This window comes from Massilia phyllosphaerae, assembly GCF_034659755.1.
GTDB classification, from domain to species: Bacteria; Pseudomonadota; Gammaproteobacteria; order Burkholderiales; family Burkholderiaceae_D; genus Telluria; species Telluria phyllosphaerae.
Map to the genome: position 1 here is coordinate 1235273 of NZ_JAXSQX010000001.1, position 17763 is coordinate 1253035.

Annotated in this window: 15 protein-coding genes; 8 read left to right on the forward strand and 7 right to left on the reverse strand. The window is 65.8% G+C overall.

Annotated features, from left to right (window positions below; all coding sequences use genetic code 11):
* The first annotated feature begins 152 nt into the window (after window positions 1-152).
* The gene (gene ahpF, locus U1H99_RS05460; protein WP_323141216.1) at window positions 153-1730 is read left to right on the forward strand and encodes an alkyl hydroperoxide reductase subunit F; all 1578 of its coding nucleotides are present in this window, start codon (window positions 153-155) and stop codon (window positions 1728-1730) included.
* Between the two features lie 94 nt (window positions 1731-1824).
* On the opposite strand, the gene U1H99_RS05465 is transcribed toward ahpF, so the two are convergent.
* The 4 genes from U1H99_RS05465 to blaOXA all read right to left on the reverse strand — a co-directional run bounded on the left by U1H99_RS05465 (window position 1825) and on the right by blaOXA (window position 4764).
* Window positions 1825-2607, reverse strand: coding sequence for a hypothetical protein (locus U1H99_RS05465; RefSeq protein WP_323140723.1), 783 nt, complete (start codon window positions 2605-2607; stop codon window positions 1825-1827).
* A 70-nt stretch (window positions 2608-2677) separates the two neighbouring features.
* Complete coding sequence (locus U1H99_RS05470; RefSeq protein ID WP_323140724.1) at window positions 2678-3517, reverse strand: DUF6159 family protein; 840 nt, start codon at window positions 3515-3517, stop codon at window positions 2678-2680.
* Between the two features lie 136 nt (window positions 3518-3653).
* Window positions 3654-3902 (reverse strand): hypothetical protein, encoded by a 249-nt coding sequence (locus U1H99_RS05475; protein ID WP_323140725.1) that lies wholly within the window; start codon window positions 3900-3902, stop codon window positions 3654-3656.
* A gap of 106 nt (window positions 3903-4008) precedes the next feature.
* Window positions 4009-4764 (reverse strand): class D beta-lactamase, encoded by a 756-nt coding sequence (gene blaOXA / locus U1H99_RS05480; protein ID WP_323140726.1) that lies wholly within the window; start codon window positions 4762-4764, stop codon window positions 4009-4011.
* A gap of 207 nt (window positions 4765-4971) precedes the next feature.
* Here blaOXA and U1H99_RS05485 point away from each other — a divergent pair, with 207 nt between their 5' ends.
* The gene (locus U1H99_RS05485) at window positions 4972-5730 is read left to right on the forward strand and encodes a LytR/AlgR family response regulator transcription factor (RefSeq protein ID WP_323140727.1); all 759 of its coding nucleotides are present in this window, start codon (window positions 4972-4974) and stop codon (window positions 5728-5730) included.
* 23 nt (window positions 5731-5753) lie between these two features.
* Here U1H99_RS05485 and U1H99_RS05490 read toward each other — a convergent pair whose 3' ends face one another.
* Both U1H99_RS05490 and U1H99_RS05495 read right to left on the reverse strand, forming a co-directional pair.
* Window positions 5754-6728 carry an SDR family oxidoreductase gene (locus U1H99_RS05490; RefSeq protein WP_323140728.1) on the reverse strand — a complete coding sequence of 325 codons (975 nt, stop codon included), beginning with the start codon at window positions 6726-6728 and terminating at the stop codon, window positions 5754-5756.
* Window positions 6729-6912: 184 nt separating this feature from the next.
* Window positions 6913-7038 carry a hypothetical protein gene (locus U1H99_RS05495; protein WP_255517476.1) on the reverse strand — a complete coding sequence of 42 codons (126 nt, stop codon included), beginning with the start codon at window positions 7036-7038 and terminating at the stop codon, window positions 6913-6915.
* Window positions 7039-7252: 214 nt separating this feature from the next.
* Here U1H99_RS05495 and U1H99_RS05500 point away from each other — a divergent pair, with 214 nt between their 5' ends.
* The 6 genes from U1H99_RS05500 to U1H99_RS05525 all read left to right on the forward strand — a co-directional run bounded on the left by U1H99_RS05500 (window position 7253) and on the right by U1H99_RS05525 (window position 16284).
* The gene (locus U1H99_RS05500) at window positions 7253-8968 is read left to right on the forward strand and encodes a RecQ family ATP-dependent DNA helicase (protein ID WP_323140729.1); all 1716 of its coding nucleotides are present in this window, start codon (window positions 7253-7255) and stop codon (window positions 8966-8968) included.
* A gap of 141 nt (window positions 8969-9109) precedes the next feature.
* Complete coding sequence (locus tag U1H99_RS05505) at window positions 9110-10240, forward strand: ligase-associated DNA damage response exonuclease (protein WP_323140730.1); 1131 nt, start codon at window positions 9110-9112, stop codon at window positions 10238-10240.
* Window positions 10233-11894 (forward strand): ATP-dependent DNA ligase, encoded by a 1662-nt coding sequence (locus tag U1H99_RS05510; RefSeq protein WP_323140731.1) that lies wholly within the window; start codon window positions 10233-10235, stop codon window positions 11892-11894. The genes U1H99_RS05505 and U1H99_RS05510 overlap by 8 nt, the downstream gene beginning before the upstream one ends.
* Complete coding sequence (locus tag U1H99_RS05515) at window positions 11891-14386, forward strand: ligase-associated DNA damage response DEXH box helicase (RefSeq protein ID WP_323140732.1); 2496 nt, start codon at window positions 11891-11893, stop codon at window positions 14384-14386. Before U1H99_RS05510 ends, U1H99_RS05515 begins: the two co-directional genes overlap by 4 nt.
* Window positions 14383-15060: a ligase-associated DNA damage response endonuclease PdeM gene (pdeM, locus tag U1H99_RS05520; RefSeq protein ID WP_323140733.1), complete on the forward strand. Its 678-nt coding sequence runs from the start codon at window positions 14383-14385 to the stop codon at window positions 15058-15060. Before U1H99_RS05515 ends, pdeM begins: the two co-directional genes overlap by 4 nt.
* A 72-nt stretch (window positions 15061-15132) precedes the next feature.
* The gene (locus tag U1H99_RS05525; RefSeq protein ID WP_323140734.1) at window positions 15133-16284 is read left to right on the forward strand and encodes a glycine zipper 2TM domain-containing protein; all 1152 of its coding nucleotides are present in this window, start codon (window positions 15133-15135) and stop codon (window positions 16282-16284) included.
* 389 nt (window positions 16285-16673) lie between these two features.
* On the opposite strand, the gene U1H99_RS05530 is transcribed toward U1H99_RS05525, so the two are convergent.
* Window positions 16674-17465 carry a Crp/Fnr family transcriptional regulator gene (locus tag U1H99_RS05530; protein ID WP_036169061.1) on the reverse strand — a complete coding sequence of 264 codons (792 nt, stop codon included), beginning with the start codon at window positions 17463-17465 and terminating at the stop codon, window positions 16674-16676.
* Window positions 17466-17763 lie beyond the last annotated feature (298 nt).

The following is a 17763-nucleotide window of genomic DNA, read 5'->3' on the forward strand; positions in this document are numbered from 1 at the left end:
CCCTAGAAAAGGGCGATCAAACTAGTCGATTTTGCCGCGCCAGATTTACTAATTTGATTGACGCACGATTGAAGAATCGATGCGTCGGGGCCAGGCTTTGCCCAAAACTTTAACGATTTAACGACGATACGAACGAGGAAATGACCATGAGCGTGCTTGACAATGACCTGAAGACCCAACTCGGCGCCTACCTGCAGCGTGTACAGCAACCGTTCGAACTGGTTGCCTCGCTGGACGACAGCGAGACCTCCAAGCAGACGCTCGAACTGCTGCAGACCATCCAGAGCCTGCGCAGCGACAAGATTACCGTCCGTACCGACGGCAACGATGCGCGCAAGCCGTCGTTCAGCGTCCAGCGCACCGGCACCAACACCTCGCTGCGCTTCGCCGGCCTGCCGCTCGGCCACGAATTCACCTCGCTGGTGCTGGCCCTGCTGTGGACCGGCGGCCACCCGCCGAAGGTCGAGCAGGACACCATCGACGCCATCAAGGCACTCGAAGGCGAGTACAACTTCGAGATGTACATGTCGCTGAGCTGCCATAACTGCCCGGACGTGGTGCAGGCGCTGTCGCTGATGGCCATCCTGAACCCGAACGTGAAGACGGTCGTGATCGAAGGCGGTGCCTACCAGAAGGAAGTCGAAGGGCGCCAGGTGATGGCCGTGCCGATGGTCTTCCTGAACGGCGAACTGTTCGGTTCGGGCCGCATGATGATCGAAGAAATCGTCGCCAAGCTGGACAAGGGCGCCGGCGCCCGTGACGCCGCCAAGCTGAACGCCAAGGATCCGTACGACGTGCTGATCGTCGGCGGTGGCCCGGCCGGCTCGGCAGCAGCCGTGTACGCCGCCCGCAAAGGCATCCGCACCGGCGTCGCCACCGGCCGCATGGGTGGCCAAGTCAACGACACCATGTCGATCGAGAACTACATCTCGGTGCTGGAAACCGACGGCCCGAAATTCTCGGCCGCCCTGGAGCAGCAGGTGCGCCACTACGGCGTCGACGTGATGACCCAGCAGGAAGCCGCCAAGATCATCCCGCCGTCGGCTCCTGGCGAACTGGTTGAAGTGCAATTCGCCAACGGCGGCTCGCTGAAGTCGAGCACCGTGATCCTGTCGACCGGCGCACGCTGGAGGAACGTCAACGTGCCGGGCGAAGAGCAGTACAAGAACGCCGGCGTCAACTACTGCCCGCACTGCGATGGCCCGCTGTACAAGGGCAAGCGCGTGGCGGTCATCGGTGGCGGCAATTCGGGCGTGGAAGCGGCGATCGACCTGGCCGGTATCGTCGAGCACGTGACCCTGATCGAGTTCGCCAACCAGCTGAAAGCCGACGCCGTGCTGGTGAACAAGGTGCAGAGCCTGTCGAACGTGACCATCCACGTCAACGCCCAGACCACCGAGATCACCGGCGATGGCAACAAGGTCAACGGCATTTCGTTCAAGGACCGCATTTCGGGTGAAGAGAAGAACGTCCCGCTGGCCGGCGTGTTCGTCCAGATCGGCCTGGTGCCGAACACCGAGTTCCTGAAGGGCACCCTGGAACTGTCGCGCTTCGGCGAGATCATCGTCGACGCCCACGGCCGCACCAACATCCCGGGCGTGTTCGCCGCGGGCGATGCGACCACCACGCCGTTCAAGCAGATCGTGATCGCGGCGGGCGAGGGTGCCAAGGCAGCGCTGTCGGCCTTCGACTACCTGATCCGCATGCCGGTGGCGGTTGAATCGGCATAATCGGCCGGTAGCTCGATGCGCACTGTGCGGCGTTCCCGGGAAGGGAACGCCGCATTTGTTTCAAGGGTTCAAAACACGCTCCCCCGTGTTGCCTTCACTGCTTCGGAAAGACTTCGGCAATCAGGGAAGCGATCTGCTCGTTGCCGTCCGGGCATCCGGGCGCGTGGTCTTCGTAGCGAAGCAAATACATCGTATCCTTTGCCAGCGTTGTACCGCTGTGTCGATCGACCAGCCGTATTGGCGACTTGTACATCGAGATCTGTTCGCCGCGCCAGGGCGCCGGTGTCGCGTCCATCGCGGCGCCCAGAATCAATACGTAGCGTGGGAGTTCGCCGGTGAACAGGGTGCCTTGTTCTTCTGAACACATCTCGAATTGGCGCAGTGTGCGGTCGTGACGGCCCACCAGGGAGCCGATTCCGCTTCTTTCACACCATTTTCCGCCACGGATGTTGCTTGGTTCGCCCCTCATGTAGTCCCGCAGCGGCAAAGCATCGAATGGTTTATTCCTTAGTGGGAAGCCATCGTCCACAAAAATTACGAGCGCGGTACCGGGATCGACGGCCACCCGAGCGCTTACACTGCGTTGCCGGTCCCTGCAATAGGCGTTGAATGCGACAAGATTCTTCCTCGTGCCTTCACTGATCTCTTCTTTTTGGTGGAATACCGAATACGACTTGACGCCGCTGGCGATGTAGAACAAAACGATCGGCAGGCCGATTCCTACACACAGCATATTCAGCCAAAATCCATTTCGCTTCGCCACCAGGATCATGATAATGCAGACAATCAGTCCGAGGAGATACAGGACGAGGATGGCAAGCAACGGACCAATATCGAATGGCGACGAGGTGCCCGCGTAACAGCGCCCGCTGGCCATGAGTCCACCTGCCAGCCAGACAAGACGGGTTCGCATCATGAAGTGGTAGCGCATTGCCAGGGACAGATGGTCAGGCCTTGGGCAGGAAACTCGTGGCCAGCGCCGCCTTGTCGAAACCGACGGTCCCGCTGCCGTCGACGGCATAGCGGTACAGCACGGCGGAATAGATGCCGGTCAGCGTCGCCTGGAACAGCACGCAGGCCAGCAGCGCCAGCACCACGACGGCGCCGAACAGGAAGAAGAACACCGGGCTGACGGCGCCGGCGGCCAGTAGCAGCACCGCCAGCAGCACGCTGCCGCCGGCCAGGCCGAAGTAGACCAGGCCGAAGGCGGCGCCCATGCCGATATGGCCGGTGACGTTCTCGCCCCAGGTACGCTTGAGCAGGGCGGTACTTTCGGAAATCGACGCCATCGGACCGCGGTCGCGGGTCACGATCACCGGCACCACCAGGAAGGTCGCCAGCGCCCAGCCGGCGCCGATCAGGCCGACGACCAGGCGGCCGACGAAGCCGAGCCGTTCCTGGATCGCGCGCAGGATCACGCCGATGGTCGCGGAAATGACCGCATAGCCGAGGATGGCCGGCAGGCGGCCGTTGGCGATGCGCAGGCCGTCGGCCAGCGTCGGGCTGCCGCCGTCGAGCCGGATCATGACGGCGCCGACCAGCGCCGTGTTGAAGTAGAAGATGACGAAGTACTGCACCACGTAGAACAGGAAGCCGATCGAATACAGGCCGCCTTCGCCGATGCCGTCGACCGGGGCCAGGCCGAACACCGGCAGGGCAAACGCGGCCACCAGCAGCAGCCAGGCGCCGGCGGAGATCAGGGGGAACAGCAGCAGGTGATTGTCTTGCCTCAGCACCTGGGCGCTGGCGCGGACGAGATCGAAACTGCGTCTGATACGGTCGAACATGATCGGCTCCTTGGACGTGCGCCGCGGTTTGGGCGCGTTGCCGAATATGTTAGCGAGAAATTCCTGCCGGAAATACGTGCTTTGTTACACCCGCGCAGTCAGTCGATGCCGAGGTCGGGTGCGCTGCGCGTCCCGATCATTGGCCGACGCAAATGATCTTGCTCGTGTACTCGTGCGCATTGCCCTTTTTCTTCGCGGCCCATGCCATCGCTTCCTCGGCCTCGGCAATCGTCATCACGGTCGCCTTTTCCTTGTTCCTGATAAAGGAGACGCCTTCGAACTTGCCTTCCTTGCTGCGCATGACGCGGGCGAACACGGGTGCCGTATTGTCCTTGTCCGTGAGTTTGTTTTGCTGGACGAGATAACGTTGATCCTTGGTTTCCATGCTGAGAGTCGCTTTGTAAAAATTCAAAGCGGTATTTTACGGCCTGGGCGCTTCGGTGAGTCCAGGCCGCGCAGGCAGTCGATGCCGACGTTGCGCCGTTGGCGCGTCATGGCAGCAGGCCCGGAAACTCGGCCAGGAAAGCCTCGCGTGCCCACATGCCGGTCGACATGGCCTCCGGCTTGGTGGCGTCGCTGCGGACCAGGCGCGCAAAGGTGACGGTGCGCCCGTCTTTCGTCGCCCAGCCGACGTACCAGCCCAGGCCGCTCGATGCGCCGGTCTTGCCGTGCAGGTCCCAGCCGTTGACGGTGCCGTAGCGGGTAAGCGCGGCGGTCATGTCGTAGGCCTGGTCGCCGACGCCGAGCCGGCGGTTCACCAGCTTGCCGAGAAAGTCGAGCTGCTCCACCGGCGAGATCTTCAGCGAGGACCCGATCCACGACAGCGTCAGCCCGTTATGCTCGGCGTCGCCGGCCACGTCCTGGTTCCCGTAGCCGAATTGCCGGACGTAGGCGCCGAAGCGCGCCGGTCCCAGCGCCAGCGTGGTCTGCTGCGAATACCAGACCACCGAATCGCGCATCCATTTCGCCGGATCGGTCGGCGCCCGCCAGGCCGGCTGCCAGTCGACGTAGCCGGGGCGATAGGGCAGCAGCGGCGTGTGCGCATCCTTCAGGACGCCGGCGTCGTAGCCCATCAGGCTGATGGCGATCTTGAAGGTCGACGCCGGCGTGACGCGGGTGCGGCAATCGCCGCGTTCCAGCAGGGGCTTGCCGCCGGCGGCGTCGGCGAGCGCGGTGCAGACCTCGGCCGCATGGACAGGCGCGAGCAAGGCGCACAGTGCACCTGCTGCAAGACAGTGTCGTTTCATGGTTTCCCTTGCTGTGATGTGCATGCTGCTACAGCTTATGCGACCAGCCCGCCGGGTAAGCCGCCGTGTGACGAAACGCCGGCCCGGTGTGACTGCCGTCGCCGCGGGCGCGGATGGCCCGCTGCTATACTTCCTGACGATGAGTACGCCGAATCCCGCCACCCGCTATCCGACACAGCTTTGCATCCGGGCCATGGAGGCCGACTGATGGCGGTGACTTACCTGATCGTCGACGACGAAGCGCCGGGCCGCATCAACCTGCGCCTGGCGATGGAGGCCCATCCCGGCTGGACCCTGGCGGCCGAATGCGCCAGCGCCGCCGCCGCGCGCGCCGCGCTGGCCACGCAGCCGGTCGACGTGGTTTTCCTGGACATCCGCATGCCGGGCGAGGATGGGCTGGCGCTGGCCGGCGAGCTGGCGCGCCGGCCCGAGCCGCCGCTGGTGATCTTCGTGACCGCCTTCAGCGCCCATGCCGTCGATGCCTTCGACGTGCATGCGCTCGATTACCTGCTCAAGCCCGTGAGCGACGCCCGCCTGGCGCAGGCGGTCGAACGCGCCGAGGCGCTGCTGCGCCATGGCCAGCGTGGCGCCTACGGCAATGCCTTGCGCAGCTATGCCGAGCGTAGCAGCGACGATGCGGCCTGGCTCGACCGCATCAGCGTGCGCTCGGTCGGCCGCGTCGAGCAGGTGCGGGTCGACGACATCCTGTGGGTCGAGGCGGCCGGCAACTACGTCAACCTGTGCCTGGCGGCGCGCCAGGTGTTGCACCGGATCCCGCTGAGCCGCCTGGAGACACTGCTCGATCCAGCCGTGTTCGTGCGCGTGCACCGCGGCGTCATCGTCCGGCGCGACCAGATCGGGACCCTGGCAACGGTCGGCGACGGCAGCTACCGGCTGACCCTGCGCTGCGCTGCGCAGGTGGCGGTCAGCGAGCGCTACGTAGGGGCGCTCAGGGCGCTGATGTAGCCGACAACGCTAGCGACGAGCGCTTAGCGCGAGCGCCGGCGCCAGACCTGCACGCCGATGGCGGCGGCGGCCACCACGGCACCCGCCAGCAAGGCCGTGTTTTTCTTCTGGCCGGCCGCGTCGGTCGGGCGCTGGCCGCTGTGCACGCCGCTGGCGGTGGCGGGCGGCTCATACAGGCTGCCCTGGGTGTCGCCGGTGCGGTCGGCGCGCTTCGACCAGGTATCCAGGAAGCGCTTCATGGCGACCGCGGTGAGCGGGGTGGCCAGTTCGGCCAGCTTGAGCGCGAACGCGGGCGCGCCGATCACGGTCGTGGCACGCGGCTGGCGCGCCAGCTTGACCACGGCATCCGCCACCTTTTCCGGCGCCAGTACGCCGGGCGGGTAGGACAGCTTGGCGCCCGTGTAATTGCCGGCATGGGCGAAGCCGGGGGTGTCGACAAAGGTCGGGTAGACGTCGCAGACGTGGATGCGCGGCTGGTCGTGCAGTTCGGCGCGCAAGGCGGCGCTGAAGCCGCGCAGGCCGAACTTGCTGGCGGCGTAGGCGGCCGAATACGGCGTCGTGACGTAGCCGCCCACCGAAATCATGTTGACCCAGATGCCGTGGCCCTGTTCCAGGAAGATCGGCAGCAAGGCGTGCGCATCGTTCATGTGGCTGACGAGATTGGTCTCGATCACGCGCTGGTGATCTTCGATCGGTACCTCGGCGAACTGCCCGACCACGCCGACGCCGACGTCGCTGAACCACAGGTCGATGTCGCCCAGCGTGCTGCGCGCCTCGCGCGCGAAGCGTCCGACGGCATCGGCATCGGTGGCGTCGACCACTTTCACGTCGGCCTTGCCGCCGGCCGCGCGGCAACGCTGGGCGATGTCGTCGAGTCCTTCCTTACCGCGCGCGCCGAGCACCAGGCTGGCGCCTTCCCTGGCGAAAGCGATGGCGGTGGCGGCGCCGATGCCGCTCGATGCGCCGGTGATGACCACGCGCAGATTCGTTCGTTTCATGTAACTCACCCGTTCCAGATATAGAAATGGCCACCATGATGCCCGCTTGCGCGGCAATCGGTCGCATGCTTCGGAACGAAGGGTTAGGGAGGGGGCGTCAAGCCTCAGGCGGACGTGGGAAAGCGCGCCGGCCGGTCACGGCAGCGTCGCTGGACATGCCTGTCGCATGCGGGAACGGCATCGATCAGTGAAACAGCAGCGGCGCAGCGCTGTTGAAGGCTTCGGTCGCGACCAGCAGCCAGGTGGCGAGGCCGGTGATGCTGATGTGAAGAGCGGTCCAGGCGGCGGTGGTCGGGTGCATGCGAATCATGGTGAACTCCAGGCAGGCGGTAATGTGGTGGCAGTGATGTCATCTTAATTTAGGTTCTGTGTGGAAACTATCGGCGGGTAATCCGTCGCATTGTAGGAAATCGCGCTGTTTCCCTGTCTGATCGGTAGTAGATCGCTAACGAGGCGCTCCTACGGTTACTGTAGGTTGCGTCCTATAGCGTCGCGTTCGTACCCAATTTACAGTTGGGCTCATCATGACCCGACACGAACCCAAACTCCTGCACAAAGGCGTGCTTGCGGTACGCCGCAACACCATCCGTCGCCTGCTGAATACCGTCTTCGGTATTGCCCAGTTGCGCGACGGCCAGCAACGTGTGATCGACAGCGTCCTCGACGGCAAGGACACGCTGGCGATCATGCCCACCGGCAGCGGTAAATCGCTGTGCTACCAGATACCCGCCCGCATCCTTGAGGGCATGACCATCGTCGTCTCCCCACTGATCTCGCTGATGAAGGACCAGCTCGAGAAGCTGGAAGAGATGGGCATACGCGCCGTGCAAGTCAACAGCAGCTTGAACGCCGGGGAAGAGCGCGACGCGCTCGCGGCCATCGAGCAGCAGCAGTGCGAGATCGTGTTCTGCACGCCCGAGCGCCTGGTGTCGCCGGAGTTCGTCGCCTTGCTGCGGGAGGTGAAGGTGGCGCTGGTCGTGGTCGACGAAGCCCACTGCATCTCGCAATGGGGCCACGACTTCCGTCCGGCCTACCTCGAGATGGCCGGTACGCTCGACGCCCTCGGCAAGCCGCCGGTGCTTGCGCTGACCGCCACCGCCACCGACGAGGTCATGGACGACATCGGCCGCCAGCTGGCCCGGCCGCGCATGCACGTCATCAATACCGGCATCTATCGTCCGAACCTGCACTACCGCGTGCAGCAGGTGACGAATGGCGCGGAGAAGATGCAGCAGGCGCTGAACCTGGTGCGCGAGACCGAGGGCAAGGGCATCGTCTACGCCGCCACGGTCAAGATGGCGGAAGAGCTCTACCACCTGCTGCAGGAAGCCGGGGAGTCGGTCACGATCTACCACGGCAAGCTGCATGCCGCCGAGCGCAAGGCGAACCAGGACCTGTTCATGGACGACGAGCGGCGCATCATGGTCGCGACCAACGCCTTCGGCATGGGCATCGACAAGCCGGACACGCGCTTCGTCATCCACCTGCAGATTCCGGCCAACCTGGAAGCCTATTACCAGGAGTCGGGCCGCGCCGGCCGCGACGGCAAGGATGCCGCATGCACGCTGCTGTTCCTGCAGGACGACAAGCGCGTCCAGCAATTCTTCCTGGTCAAGCACTACCCGACGGCGGACGAGATCCGCGCCATCTACGAAGCCGTGCGCAAGCTGGCCGAGGACGAGACCGCCACGCCGCAGCGCGTCGACGACGTGGCCGGCGAGCTGGCCGGGCCGCACCTCAAGGTTTGCCTCAAGCTGCTGAAGGATACCGGGCTGCTGCGCCAGAACCGCAAGCTGGCCTGGAGCCCGGGCGCGACCGAGCCGAAAGCCAGCCTGTTCGAGGCCATGGCCGCGGTTTACCGCCAGAAGCAGGAACACGACAAGGAAGCGCTGGAGCAGATGGTGTCGTATGCGGTCAGCGGTTTCTGCCGCTGGAAGCTGCTGCTCGATTATTTCGGCGACGCAGTCGACGGCTTCGAGAAATGCTGCCGCTGCGATAACTGCCTGAACCCGCCGGCGGCCGTGCTGACGGAAGAAATCGACATCCGCGACGACGAGTTCGACCACGAGCCGGTGCCCGAGCCCGATCCGGCATCGGTCTTCGAGGCCGGCGCGCGCGTCAAGGTGCCCAAGTATGGCGAGGGCGTAGTGCTGTCGATGGCCGGGGATCAGGTGTCGATCGAGTTTCCGGATGGGGAGCATCGGTCGTTCTTGAAGGATTATGTGGAACACGTGGGCTGAATAAGCACGTTGGCGCGTAAACGTCGCCCCTGCGAAGGCAGGGGCCCAAGTTGCACGCATCTCCGCAGCTCATGAAACTTGGACCCCTGCCTTCGCAGGGGCGACGGTGGAAAAGGAGCGCGGTGGGCAAGAAAGGAAAACATGGGAGACATGGTCGTAGTACGCAAGGAGGGACTCTACTGCGTCCCGGGTGATTTCTATATCGATCCATGGCGGCCGGTCGACCGGGCCGTCATCACCCATGCGCACGGCGACCATGCGCGCTGGGGCCACAGCCACTACCTGGCTTCCAGCAAGAGCGTGAACATCCTGAAATCGCGCCTCGGTGCCGACATCAACATCGAGGGCCTGGACTACGGCAAGCGCGTGGTTCACAACGGCGTGACGGTCTCGCTGCACCCGGCCGGCCATGTACTTGGCTCCGCCCAGATCCGCATGGAGCACGAAGGCGAAATCTGGGTGGCGTCGGGCGATTACAAGGTCGAGCCGGACGCCACCTGCGAGCCGTTCGAGCCGGTGCGCTGCCACAGCTTCATCACCGAGTCGACCTTCGGCCTGCCGATCTACCGCTGGGACCCGCAGCAGGACGTGTTCGACGACATCAACCGCTGGTGGCGCGCGAATGCGGAAGAGGGCCGCACCAGCATCCTGTACGCCTATGCCTTCGGCAAGGCCCAGCGGCTGCTGTCCGGCCTCGATCCGTCGATCGGCCCGATCGTCTGTCATGGCGCGGTCGAGCCGCTCAACCGTGTCTACCGCGACGGCGGCGTCGACCTGCCGGCTACCCAATTGGTGAGCGAGACCGACAAGGCGGACCTGAAACGGGCGCTGGTGCTGGCGCCGCCCTCGGCCTCGGGCTCGACCTGGACCCGCCGCTTCGGCGACTACAGCGATGCCTTTGCCAGCGGCTGGATGCTGCTGCGCGGAGCACGGCGCCGTCGCGGCGTCGACCGCGGCTTCGTGCTGTCCGACCACGCCGACTGGCCGGGCCTGATGGACGCGATTCGCGCCACCGAGGCGCAGCAGGTGATCGTCACCCATGGCTCGATCCCGGTGATGGTGCGCTGGCTGTGCCAGAACGGACTCGACGCCAAGGCCTTCGATACCGAATACGGCGAGGAAGACGACGAGTCGGCCGACGCCACGCCGGCGCCCGAATCGGCACCGGGGGCAGGCGCCACGGTGCCGGCCGCCAGCGACGAGGAGGAAGACGAGGACCGGCGCGAAGAGCGCAAGCCGGCGCCTGCCGGCGAGGAGGCGAACGATGCGTGAATTTGCGCGCCTGTACGCCGAACTCGACGAGACCACCGCCACCAACCGCAAGCTCGACGCGCTGCGCAACTACTTCGAGCATGCGGCCCCCGAGAACGCCGCCTGGGCGGTTTACTTCCTGGCCGGCGGCAAGCCGCGCCAGGCGGTGCCGTCCAAGCTGATGCGCCAGTACGCGATCGAATACGCCGTTCTCGACGACTGGCTGTTCGACGAATGCTATGCCGCGGTCGGCGACATGGCCGAGACCATCGCCCTCATCCTGCCGCCGCCGACGAAACACAGCGACGTCGGGCTGGCGGTGTGGATGGAAGAACGCATCGGTCCGCTGCGCGGTGCCGACCCGGCCACCATCCGCGAGGCGCTGTTGTCCTACTGGGACGAGCTGACCTCGCGCGAGCGCTTCCTGTTCGTGAAACTGATCGGCGGCGGTTTCCGGGTCGGCGTGTCGAAACTGCTGGTCACGCGCGCGCTGGCGGCGATCGCCGCGGTGGACTCCAAGCTGATCGCGCAGCGCCTGATGGGCTGGACCGATGGCCGCGTGCGCCCGACCGGCGCCGGCTTCCTGCAGCTGATCGCGGCCCAGTCCGACGACGAGCACAAGCTGCGCGGCGGCCAGCCCTATCCTTTCTTCCTGGCGCACCAGCTGCAGGGCGAGCCGGCGGGTCTCGGCGACATGGCCGATTGGCAGGTCGAGTGGAAATATGACGGCATCCGCGCCCAGCTGGTGCGTCGCAGCGGCCAGAATTACCTGTGGTCGCGCGGTGAAGACCTGATCACCGAGCGCTTCCCGGAACTGGCCGCGCTGGCGCTGCCGGAAGGGACGGTGGTCGACGGCGAGGTGCTGGTCTGGCTGGATTCGGATGCGCCGGCGCCGTTTGCCGATCTGCAAAAGCGCATCGGCCGCAAGACCCTGTCGGCCAAGTTTTTAAGTGAATACCCGGCGGTGCTGCTGGCCTACGACTTGTTGGAACTGGACGGCGTCGACTTGCGCACACTGCCCCAGCACGAGCGGCGCGCACTGCTGGAAACGCTGGTGACCAGCGTCGCCAAGCCGCAGCTGCGCATCTCGCCGCTGGTCACGGCCGATACCTGGGAAGATCTGGGCAAGCTGCGCGCCGAATCGCGGGCGCGTGGCGTCGAGGGCATGATGCTGAAGGCGCGCGATGCGCATTACGGCGTCGGCCGCACCAAGGACGTCGGCACCTGGTGGAAGTGGAAGATCGATCCGTACGCGATCGATGCGGTGCTGATCTATGCCCAGGCCGGCAGCGGACGGCGCGCCTCGCTGTACACCGACTACACCTTCGCGGTCTGGGACGGGGAGGGGGCGGAGCGCAAGCTGGTGCCCTTCGCCAAGGCCTATTCCGGCCTGACCGACGCCGAGATCCGCCAGGTCGACAATGCGGTGCGCAAGACCACGGTCGAGAAATTCGGGCCGGTGCGCTCGGTGAAACCGACCATGGTGTTCGAGATCGGCTTCGAGGGCATCGCGCTGTCGACCCGGCACAAGGCCGGCATCGCGGTGCGCTTCCCGCGCATCCTGCGGCGGCGCGACGACAAGACGGTGGAGCAGGCCGATACGCTGGACACGCTGAAGGGACTTTTGGAAGCGGCGCCGGCCGAGGTCGATATCGAGCCCGAGGTGACGTCATGACGCGTTCCCAGGCCGAGCAGGCGGTCGACAGCTGGTTCGCCGGCCGTGGCTGGAAGGTCTTTCCCTTCCAGCGCGCGGTGTGGAAGGCGGCGCTGGCCGGGCAGTCCGGGCTGCTGCATGCCAACACCGGCGCCGGCAAGACCTACGCCGTGTGGTTCGCGGCGCTGCTGCGCGGCGCGAATCGCTCGCGCCGCAGCCGCAGCGGTGTACGGGTGCTGTGGCTGACGCCGATGCGCGCGCTGGCGGCCGACACCCAGCGTTCGCTGGAAGTGTCGGCGGCCGATCTGGCTGCCGCCAGCCCGGACGTGATCGGCGCATGGTCGATCGGCGCACGTACCGGCGACACCGGCTCGGCCGAGCGGGCGCGCCAGTCGAAAAGCCTGCCGGGGGCGCTGATCACCACGCCGGAGAGCCTGTCGCTGCTGCTGTCGCACGCGGGTGCGCGCGACCAGTTCAAGCACCTCGATATGGTCATCATCGACGAGTGGCACGAACTGATGGGCAGCAAGCGTGGCGTGCAGGTGCAGCTGGCGCTGGCGCGCTTGCGGCGCTGGAATCCGGAGCTGGTCGTGTGGGGGCTGTCGGCGACCATGGGCAACCTGCAGGATGCGCGTAACGTGCTGCTGGGGACGGATGCCGACGAGAGCAAGGGCGTGCTGGTCGAGGGCGACCTGAAAAAGCAGATCGTGGTCGACTGCCTGATCCCGCCGACCGTCTCGCGCTTTCCATGGGGCGGCCACCTCGGCCTGCAGATGCTGCAGCCGGTCATCGACGAGATCGACCAGAGCGGCTCGACGCTGGTGTTCACCAACACGCGCGCGCAATCCGAGATCTGGTACCAGAACCTGATCGAGGCGCGCCCCGACTGGGCCGGCGTCGTGGCGCTGCACCACGGCTCGCTCGACCGCGAAGTGCGCGAGTGGGTCGAGAAGGGCTTAAAGAACGGCGAACTGAAGGCCGTGATCTGTACCGCCAGCCTCGACCTGGGCGTGGACTTCCTGCCGGTCGAGCGCGTGCTGCAGGTCGGCAGCGCCAAGAACATCGCGCGCCTGCTGCAGCGCGCCGGCCGCAGCGGCCACGCGCCGGGGCGCATCTCGCGCGTGACGCTGGTGCCCACCAACAGCCTGGAATTGCTGGAAGCGGCCGGCGCCAAGCGCGCGGTGGCCAGCCGCCGCATCGAGGCGCGCCAGGTGCCGAATAAACCCTTCGACGTGCTGGTGCAGCACCTGGTGACGATCGCGCTGGGCGGCGGCTTCCGCTCGGAAGAGCTGTATGCGGAAGTGAAAACCGCCTGGTCCTACCGCAACCTGACCGAAGAAGAGTGGCAGTGGGCGCTGGATTTCGTCGCCCGCGGCGGCCAGAGCCTGACCGTGTATCCGGAATACCGGCGCGTGCTGCCGGACGAGGAGGGCGTCTACCGCGTGCCGGACGCCACCATCGGCCGGCGCCACCGGATGAGCATCGGCACCATCGTCTCGGATGCCCAGATGCAGGTGCAGTACGTCAGCGGCGGGCGCATCGGCAGCGTCGAGGAATCCTTCGTCGGCCGCCTCAAGCCGGGCGACCATTTCCTGTTCAGCGGCCGCATCCTGGAACTGGTGCGCGTCCATGAAATGACGGCCTATGTCAAGCGCAGCACCTCCACCAAGGGCGCGATCAGCCGCTGGGGCGGGACCAAGGTGCCGCTCAGCGCCGAGATGGCGCGTGCCGGGCTGGAAGAGCTGGAGCGGGCCGCGCAGGGCATCTTCGAGGGCCCGGAAATGCAGGCGGTGCGCCCGCTGCTGGAAGTGCAGGCCAACTGGTCGTCGCTGCCCACCGGCGAAGTGCTGGTGGTCGAGAGCATGAAGAGCCGCGAGGGCTGGCACCTGTTCGTGTATCCGTTCGGCGGCCGCTCGGTGCACACCGGGCTGGCCTCGCTGCTGGCCTATCGCGTCGGCAGCATCATGCCGTCGACCTTTTCGGTGGCGGTGAACGACTATGGCTTCGAACTGCTGTCGCCGGAACCGGTCGACTGGGCTACGCTGTTCAAGGGCGCGACCGGCGCGGACGTCGGCCTGTTCGATACCGGGCGCCTGCTCGAGGACGTGCTCGATAGCCTGAACGCGACCCAGCTGGCGCAGCGGCGCTTCCGCGAGGTGGCGCGGATTTCCGGACTGGTGTCGCAGGGCTTCCCGGGGCAGCGCAAGTCGATGCGCCAGGTGCAGGCCTCGTCGGCGCTGTTCTACGAAGTCTTCCGCAAGCACGACAGCGGCAACCTGCTGCTGACGCAGGCCGAGCGCGAAGTGCTGGAGCAGGAGCTGGAACTGACCCGGCTGCGCGATACCCTCAACGCGCTGCACGGACGCCGCATCGCCTACCACGAGGTCAAGCGCGCCACACCCTTCGGCTTTCCGCTGATGGTCGAGCGCTTCCGCGAAAAGGTGTCGACCGAAAAGCTGTCGGACCGCGTGGCGCGCATGGTACGCGAACTGGAAAAGGCGGCCGCGGCATGAACCAGGGGGAGAACAGCGGTCCGCGCGACGCTTCGGTGCTGGCGCTTGCCGGCGAACGGGTGCTGCTGTTGCCGCAGAAAGCCGTGTACTGGCCGCGCCTGGAGATGCTGGTCATCGCCGACATCCACTTCGGCAAGGCGGCGGCTTTCCGCTCCTTCGGCATCCCGGTACCGCACGGCACCACCAACGAAAACCTGGATGGACTCGACACCCTGATCGACGCCACCGGCGCCACGCACGTCCTGTTTTTGGGCGACTTCCTGCACGCACGCGCGTCGCATGCCGCCACCACCCAGGCGGCGATGCTGGCCTGGCGCCGCCGCCGCTGCGACCTGGTGCTGACGCTGGTGCGCGGCAACCACGACAAGCATGCCGGCGACCCGGCCGAGGCGCTCGGCATCGACCTGGTCGACGAGCCTTATACAGTCGGTCCATTTTCCTTCTGCCACCATCCGGACATCGACGCGCCGGGTTACGTGCTGGCCGGCCACGTCCATCCTGCCTATGTGCTGGCGACCCGTTCGGACGCCTTGCGGCTGCCGTGTTTCGTAGTCGGACCGGCGCGCATGATCCTGCCTTCTTTCGGTTCATTTACTGGGGGCTACACGGTGAAGCCGGCGCCGGGCGAGCGCATTTTCGTCACGTCTGGCGAGGCCGTGCATAGCGTACGTTAGCGCACCGAGGTTTACGGATGGGCGGCGTACGCTAGGCACATCGAAAATTCACTCGCGAGCCCGGAGGACATCATGGCGAATACATCCAAAAAACTGGCTGCGGCCGTGGTCACGGCACTGCCGCTGCTGTCGATCACCGTTCCGGGACCGGCCCAGGCCCAGGACCGCCACCCGCGCGCGGCCGCCATCGCCCCGCGCATCGAAGGTTTCAACGTCGACGAAGTGCGCCGCCTGGAACCGGGCACCGAACTGAATTTCGACTTGTATGGCTCGCCGGGCGGCAATGCCACCGTGCGCATCGACGGCGCCACGCGCAACCTGCACCTGACGGAGACCCGTCCCGGCACCTACCAGGGCACTTACACCATCGGCACGCACGACCGCCTGCGTCCGGACAGCCCGGTGACGGCTAACTTGCGCGCCGGCGGCCAGGTCATTACGCGCCTGCTGGGCGAACCCCTGGTGCGCGGCCCGGTAGGCCGCGACGATGGCGGACGCCTGGCCGCGGTCCCGCACGTTGAGAGCTTCGATGTGCGCGGAAGCAACGATCTCGGTCCGGGCAACGACCTGCAATTCACCGTGTTCGGTACGCCGGGCGCCAAGGTCGACGTGCAGATCGCCGGTACCTCGGGCGTGTTCGCGCTGCCGGAAGTACGGCCGGGCCAGTACAGCGGCGTGTACCGCATCCGCCGCAATGACAACATCGCGCCGGACGCACCGGTCACCGCCACCATCCGCGCCAACGGCCGCTACACCACCGCGATGCTCGGCCATCCGCTGCTGGCCGGTGGTCCGCCGCCGCGCGCGGCCGGTCCCGACCTGCGTTCCGGCCCGCCACCGGCCGGGCGCGATGCGCGACCGGCGCCGCGTGACGACCGCGTCGCACGCTACTGCACGAATTGCGCGACGATCGAAGCGATCAACGTGGTGCAGGCGAATGGCCAGGCCTCGGCGCTCGGCACGCTGGGCGGCGCCGCGGTCGGCGGCCTGCTGGGCAACCAGGTCGGCAGCGGCAGCGGCCGTACGGCGGCGACCGCTGCCGGCGCCGTGGCGGGCGCGCTGGCCGGCCGCAGCATCGAACGCAATGCGCGCAGCGGCGACCGTTTCGAGGTCGTGGTGCGCTACGAGAATGGCGCGACGCAGAACATTTCCTACGACAATGACCCTGGTTTCCGCGTCGGCGACCAGGTGAAGGTCAATGGTAGTGTGCTGGTGCGTGACTGACAGGTGAGGCGGCTCGGATTCCGACGGCCTGGGCTGCCGGAATCCTGGTGAGCACGGTTAGGAATTACAGAAGAAAACGCTTCAGTGTACGGGTAGCGGCTCGGTGCCGATTGGCTGGGCCGGCTGTCGGACAATTAGATGCAGTACGGGCTTTATCAGCAGAGCCAGCGCTGCAGAAAGCCGGCACTGGCCATTGCCCGTGCAAAGGCGACGCCCAGGGGCACCATGAAAAAAGCCGACTCTTGCAGGAGCCGGCTTTTTTATTGATGGGTCTGGCTCGGTGGCGCAAACGGTCACGAGTGGGTTCAGGCGTAGAGGAATTCTCTGCAAGCACGACCAGCCGCAGTGGCCGCTGTGGCCATTGCAGCCGGTCGTGCCGGTCGCAGGCTTCAGGCCGTGGCCAGCACCTGGCCGTCACCGGAATCGGCATCGGCCTTGTGCTTGGCGTTCTGCTTGGCGCGCGAACGGGAGGGCGGCAGGCGGCGCAGCGTCTTGAGCGCTTCCGGATCCTTGATCCCGATGGTGCGCTGGTCGACGGTGATCAGGCCGATCTCGTTGAAGGCGGACAGCGTGCGGCTGACCGTTTCCAGCGTCAGGCCGAGATAGCTGCCGATTTCATGCCGCGTCATGCGCAGGTTGAACAGCTTGCTCGAGTAGCCCATCGCCGCGAAGCGGTCGGCCAGCGAGATCAGGAAGCGAGCCACCCGCGCCTCGGCCGACAGGGCGCCGAGCATGCCGATCATCGCCTGTTCACGCACCAGCTCGCGGCTCATCACCCCGTACATCAGGTTCTCGAGCTCGGCGTGCACGCGGCCCAGGGCCGTGAGCTTCTTGAACGGCACCAGGATCAGGTCGCAGTCGGACAACGCCACGGCTTCCGAAGCGTAGTGGCGGGTGTGGATGCCGTCGACGCCGAGCATATCGCCCTTCATCGGGAAGCTGAGCACCTGCTCGTTGCCGAATTCGTCGATCAGCACCGTTTTCAGGAAGCCGGAATTGACGATGTAGAGGGTGTCGAAGGCCTGGCCGATCGTGTGCACGCGCTGGCCCGTCTTGAACTGCACGTGCTGGAACAGGAGTTCTTCGGTGTTCATCGACACCGCGGCCGGGATGTGCAGCAGATCGCACACTTCCTTCAGGTTGGACCACAGGCGCCCCTGGCGCTGGCGACCGGCTTCCATCTGGGACGAGTGCAGGGTCGATTGGGCGGCGTTGCGTTGTTCTGACATTGGCTGGGACTGCATACTCATCTCCAGGTGAAGGAAATCAAGGTTTCAGGCGGTTCCCGGCCGGGTCAGCTGGCGGGTGCGATGTGCACCGCGTCGACTGGTCAAAGCGTCAAACACAACGCCCTAGACCTGGATATGGACCGCAAGCAAGTCGAAACGCTGAAATCAGTATGCCAACACGAGTTCGGCATTCATATCAGTAACGGCTGAATGTGTAGGTAGGACGGAGCGTCAGCTTGTAGGAGTTTTC

What these genes read in the sequence shown, in the direction of transcription:
- U1H99_RS05465 (WP_323140723.1), bottom strand. Translation starts at nt 2,607, where the DNA reads ATGGCCAGCGGGCGCTGTTACGCGGGCACCTCGTCGCCATTCGATATT.
- U1H99_RS05470 (WP_323140724.1), bottom strand. Translation starts at nt 3,517, where the DNA reads ATGTTCGACCGTATCAGACGCAGTTTCGATCTCGTCCGCGCCAGCGCC.
- U1H99_RS05475 (WP_323140725.1), bottom strand. Translation starts at nt 3,902, where the DNA reads ATGGAAACCAAGGATCAACGTTATCTCGTCCAGCAAAACAAACTCACG.
- blaOXA (WP_323140726.1), bottom strand. Translation starts at nt 4,764, where the DNA reads ATGAAACGACACTGTCTTGCAGCAGGTGCACTGTGCGCCTTGCTCGCG.
- U1H99_RS05485 (WP_323140727.1), top strand. Translation starts at nt 4,972, where the DNA reads ATGGCGGTGACTTACCTGATCGTCGACGACGAAGCGCCGGGCCGCATC.
- U1H99_RS05490 (WP_323140728.1), bottom strand. Translation starts at nt 6,728, where the DNA reads ATGAAACGAACGAATCTGCGCGTGGTCATCACCGGCGCATCGAGCGGC.
- U1H99_RS05495 (WP_255517476.1), bottom strand. Translation starts at nt 7,038, where the DNA reads ATGATTCGCATGCACCCGACCACCGCCGCCTGGACCGCTCTTCACATC.
- U1H99_RS05500 (WP_323140729.1), top strand. Translation starts at nt 7,253, where the DNA reads ATGACCCGACACGAACCCAAACTCCTGCACAAAGGCGTGCTTGCGGTA.
- U1H99_RS05505 (WP_323140730.1), top strand. Translation starts at nt 9,110, where the DNA reads ATGGGAGACATGGTCGTAGTACGCAAGGAGGGACTCTACTGCGTCCCG.
- U1H99_RS05510 (WP_323140731.1), top strand. Translation starts at nt 10,233, where the DNA reads ATGCGTGAATTTGCGCGCCTGTACGCCGAACTCGACGAGACCACCGCC.
- U1H99_RS05515 (WP_323140732.1), top strand. Translation starts at nt 11,891, where the DNA reads ATGACGCGTTCCCAGGCCGAGCAGGCGGTCGACAGCTGGTTCGCCGGC.
- pdeM (WP_323140733.1), top strand. Translation starts at nt 14,383, where the DNA reads ATGAACCAGGGGGAGAACAGCGGTCCGCGCGACGCTTCGGTGCTGGCG.
- U1H99_RS05525 (WP_323140734.1), top strand. Translation starts at nt 15,133, where the DNA reads ATGGCGAATACATCCAAAAAACTGGCTGCGGCCGTGGTCACGGCACTG.
- U1H99_RS05530 (WP_036169061.1), bottom strand. Translation starts at nt 17,465, where the DNA reads ATGGAAGCCGGTCGCCAGCGCCAGGGGCGCCTGTGGTCCAACCTGAAG.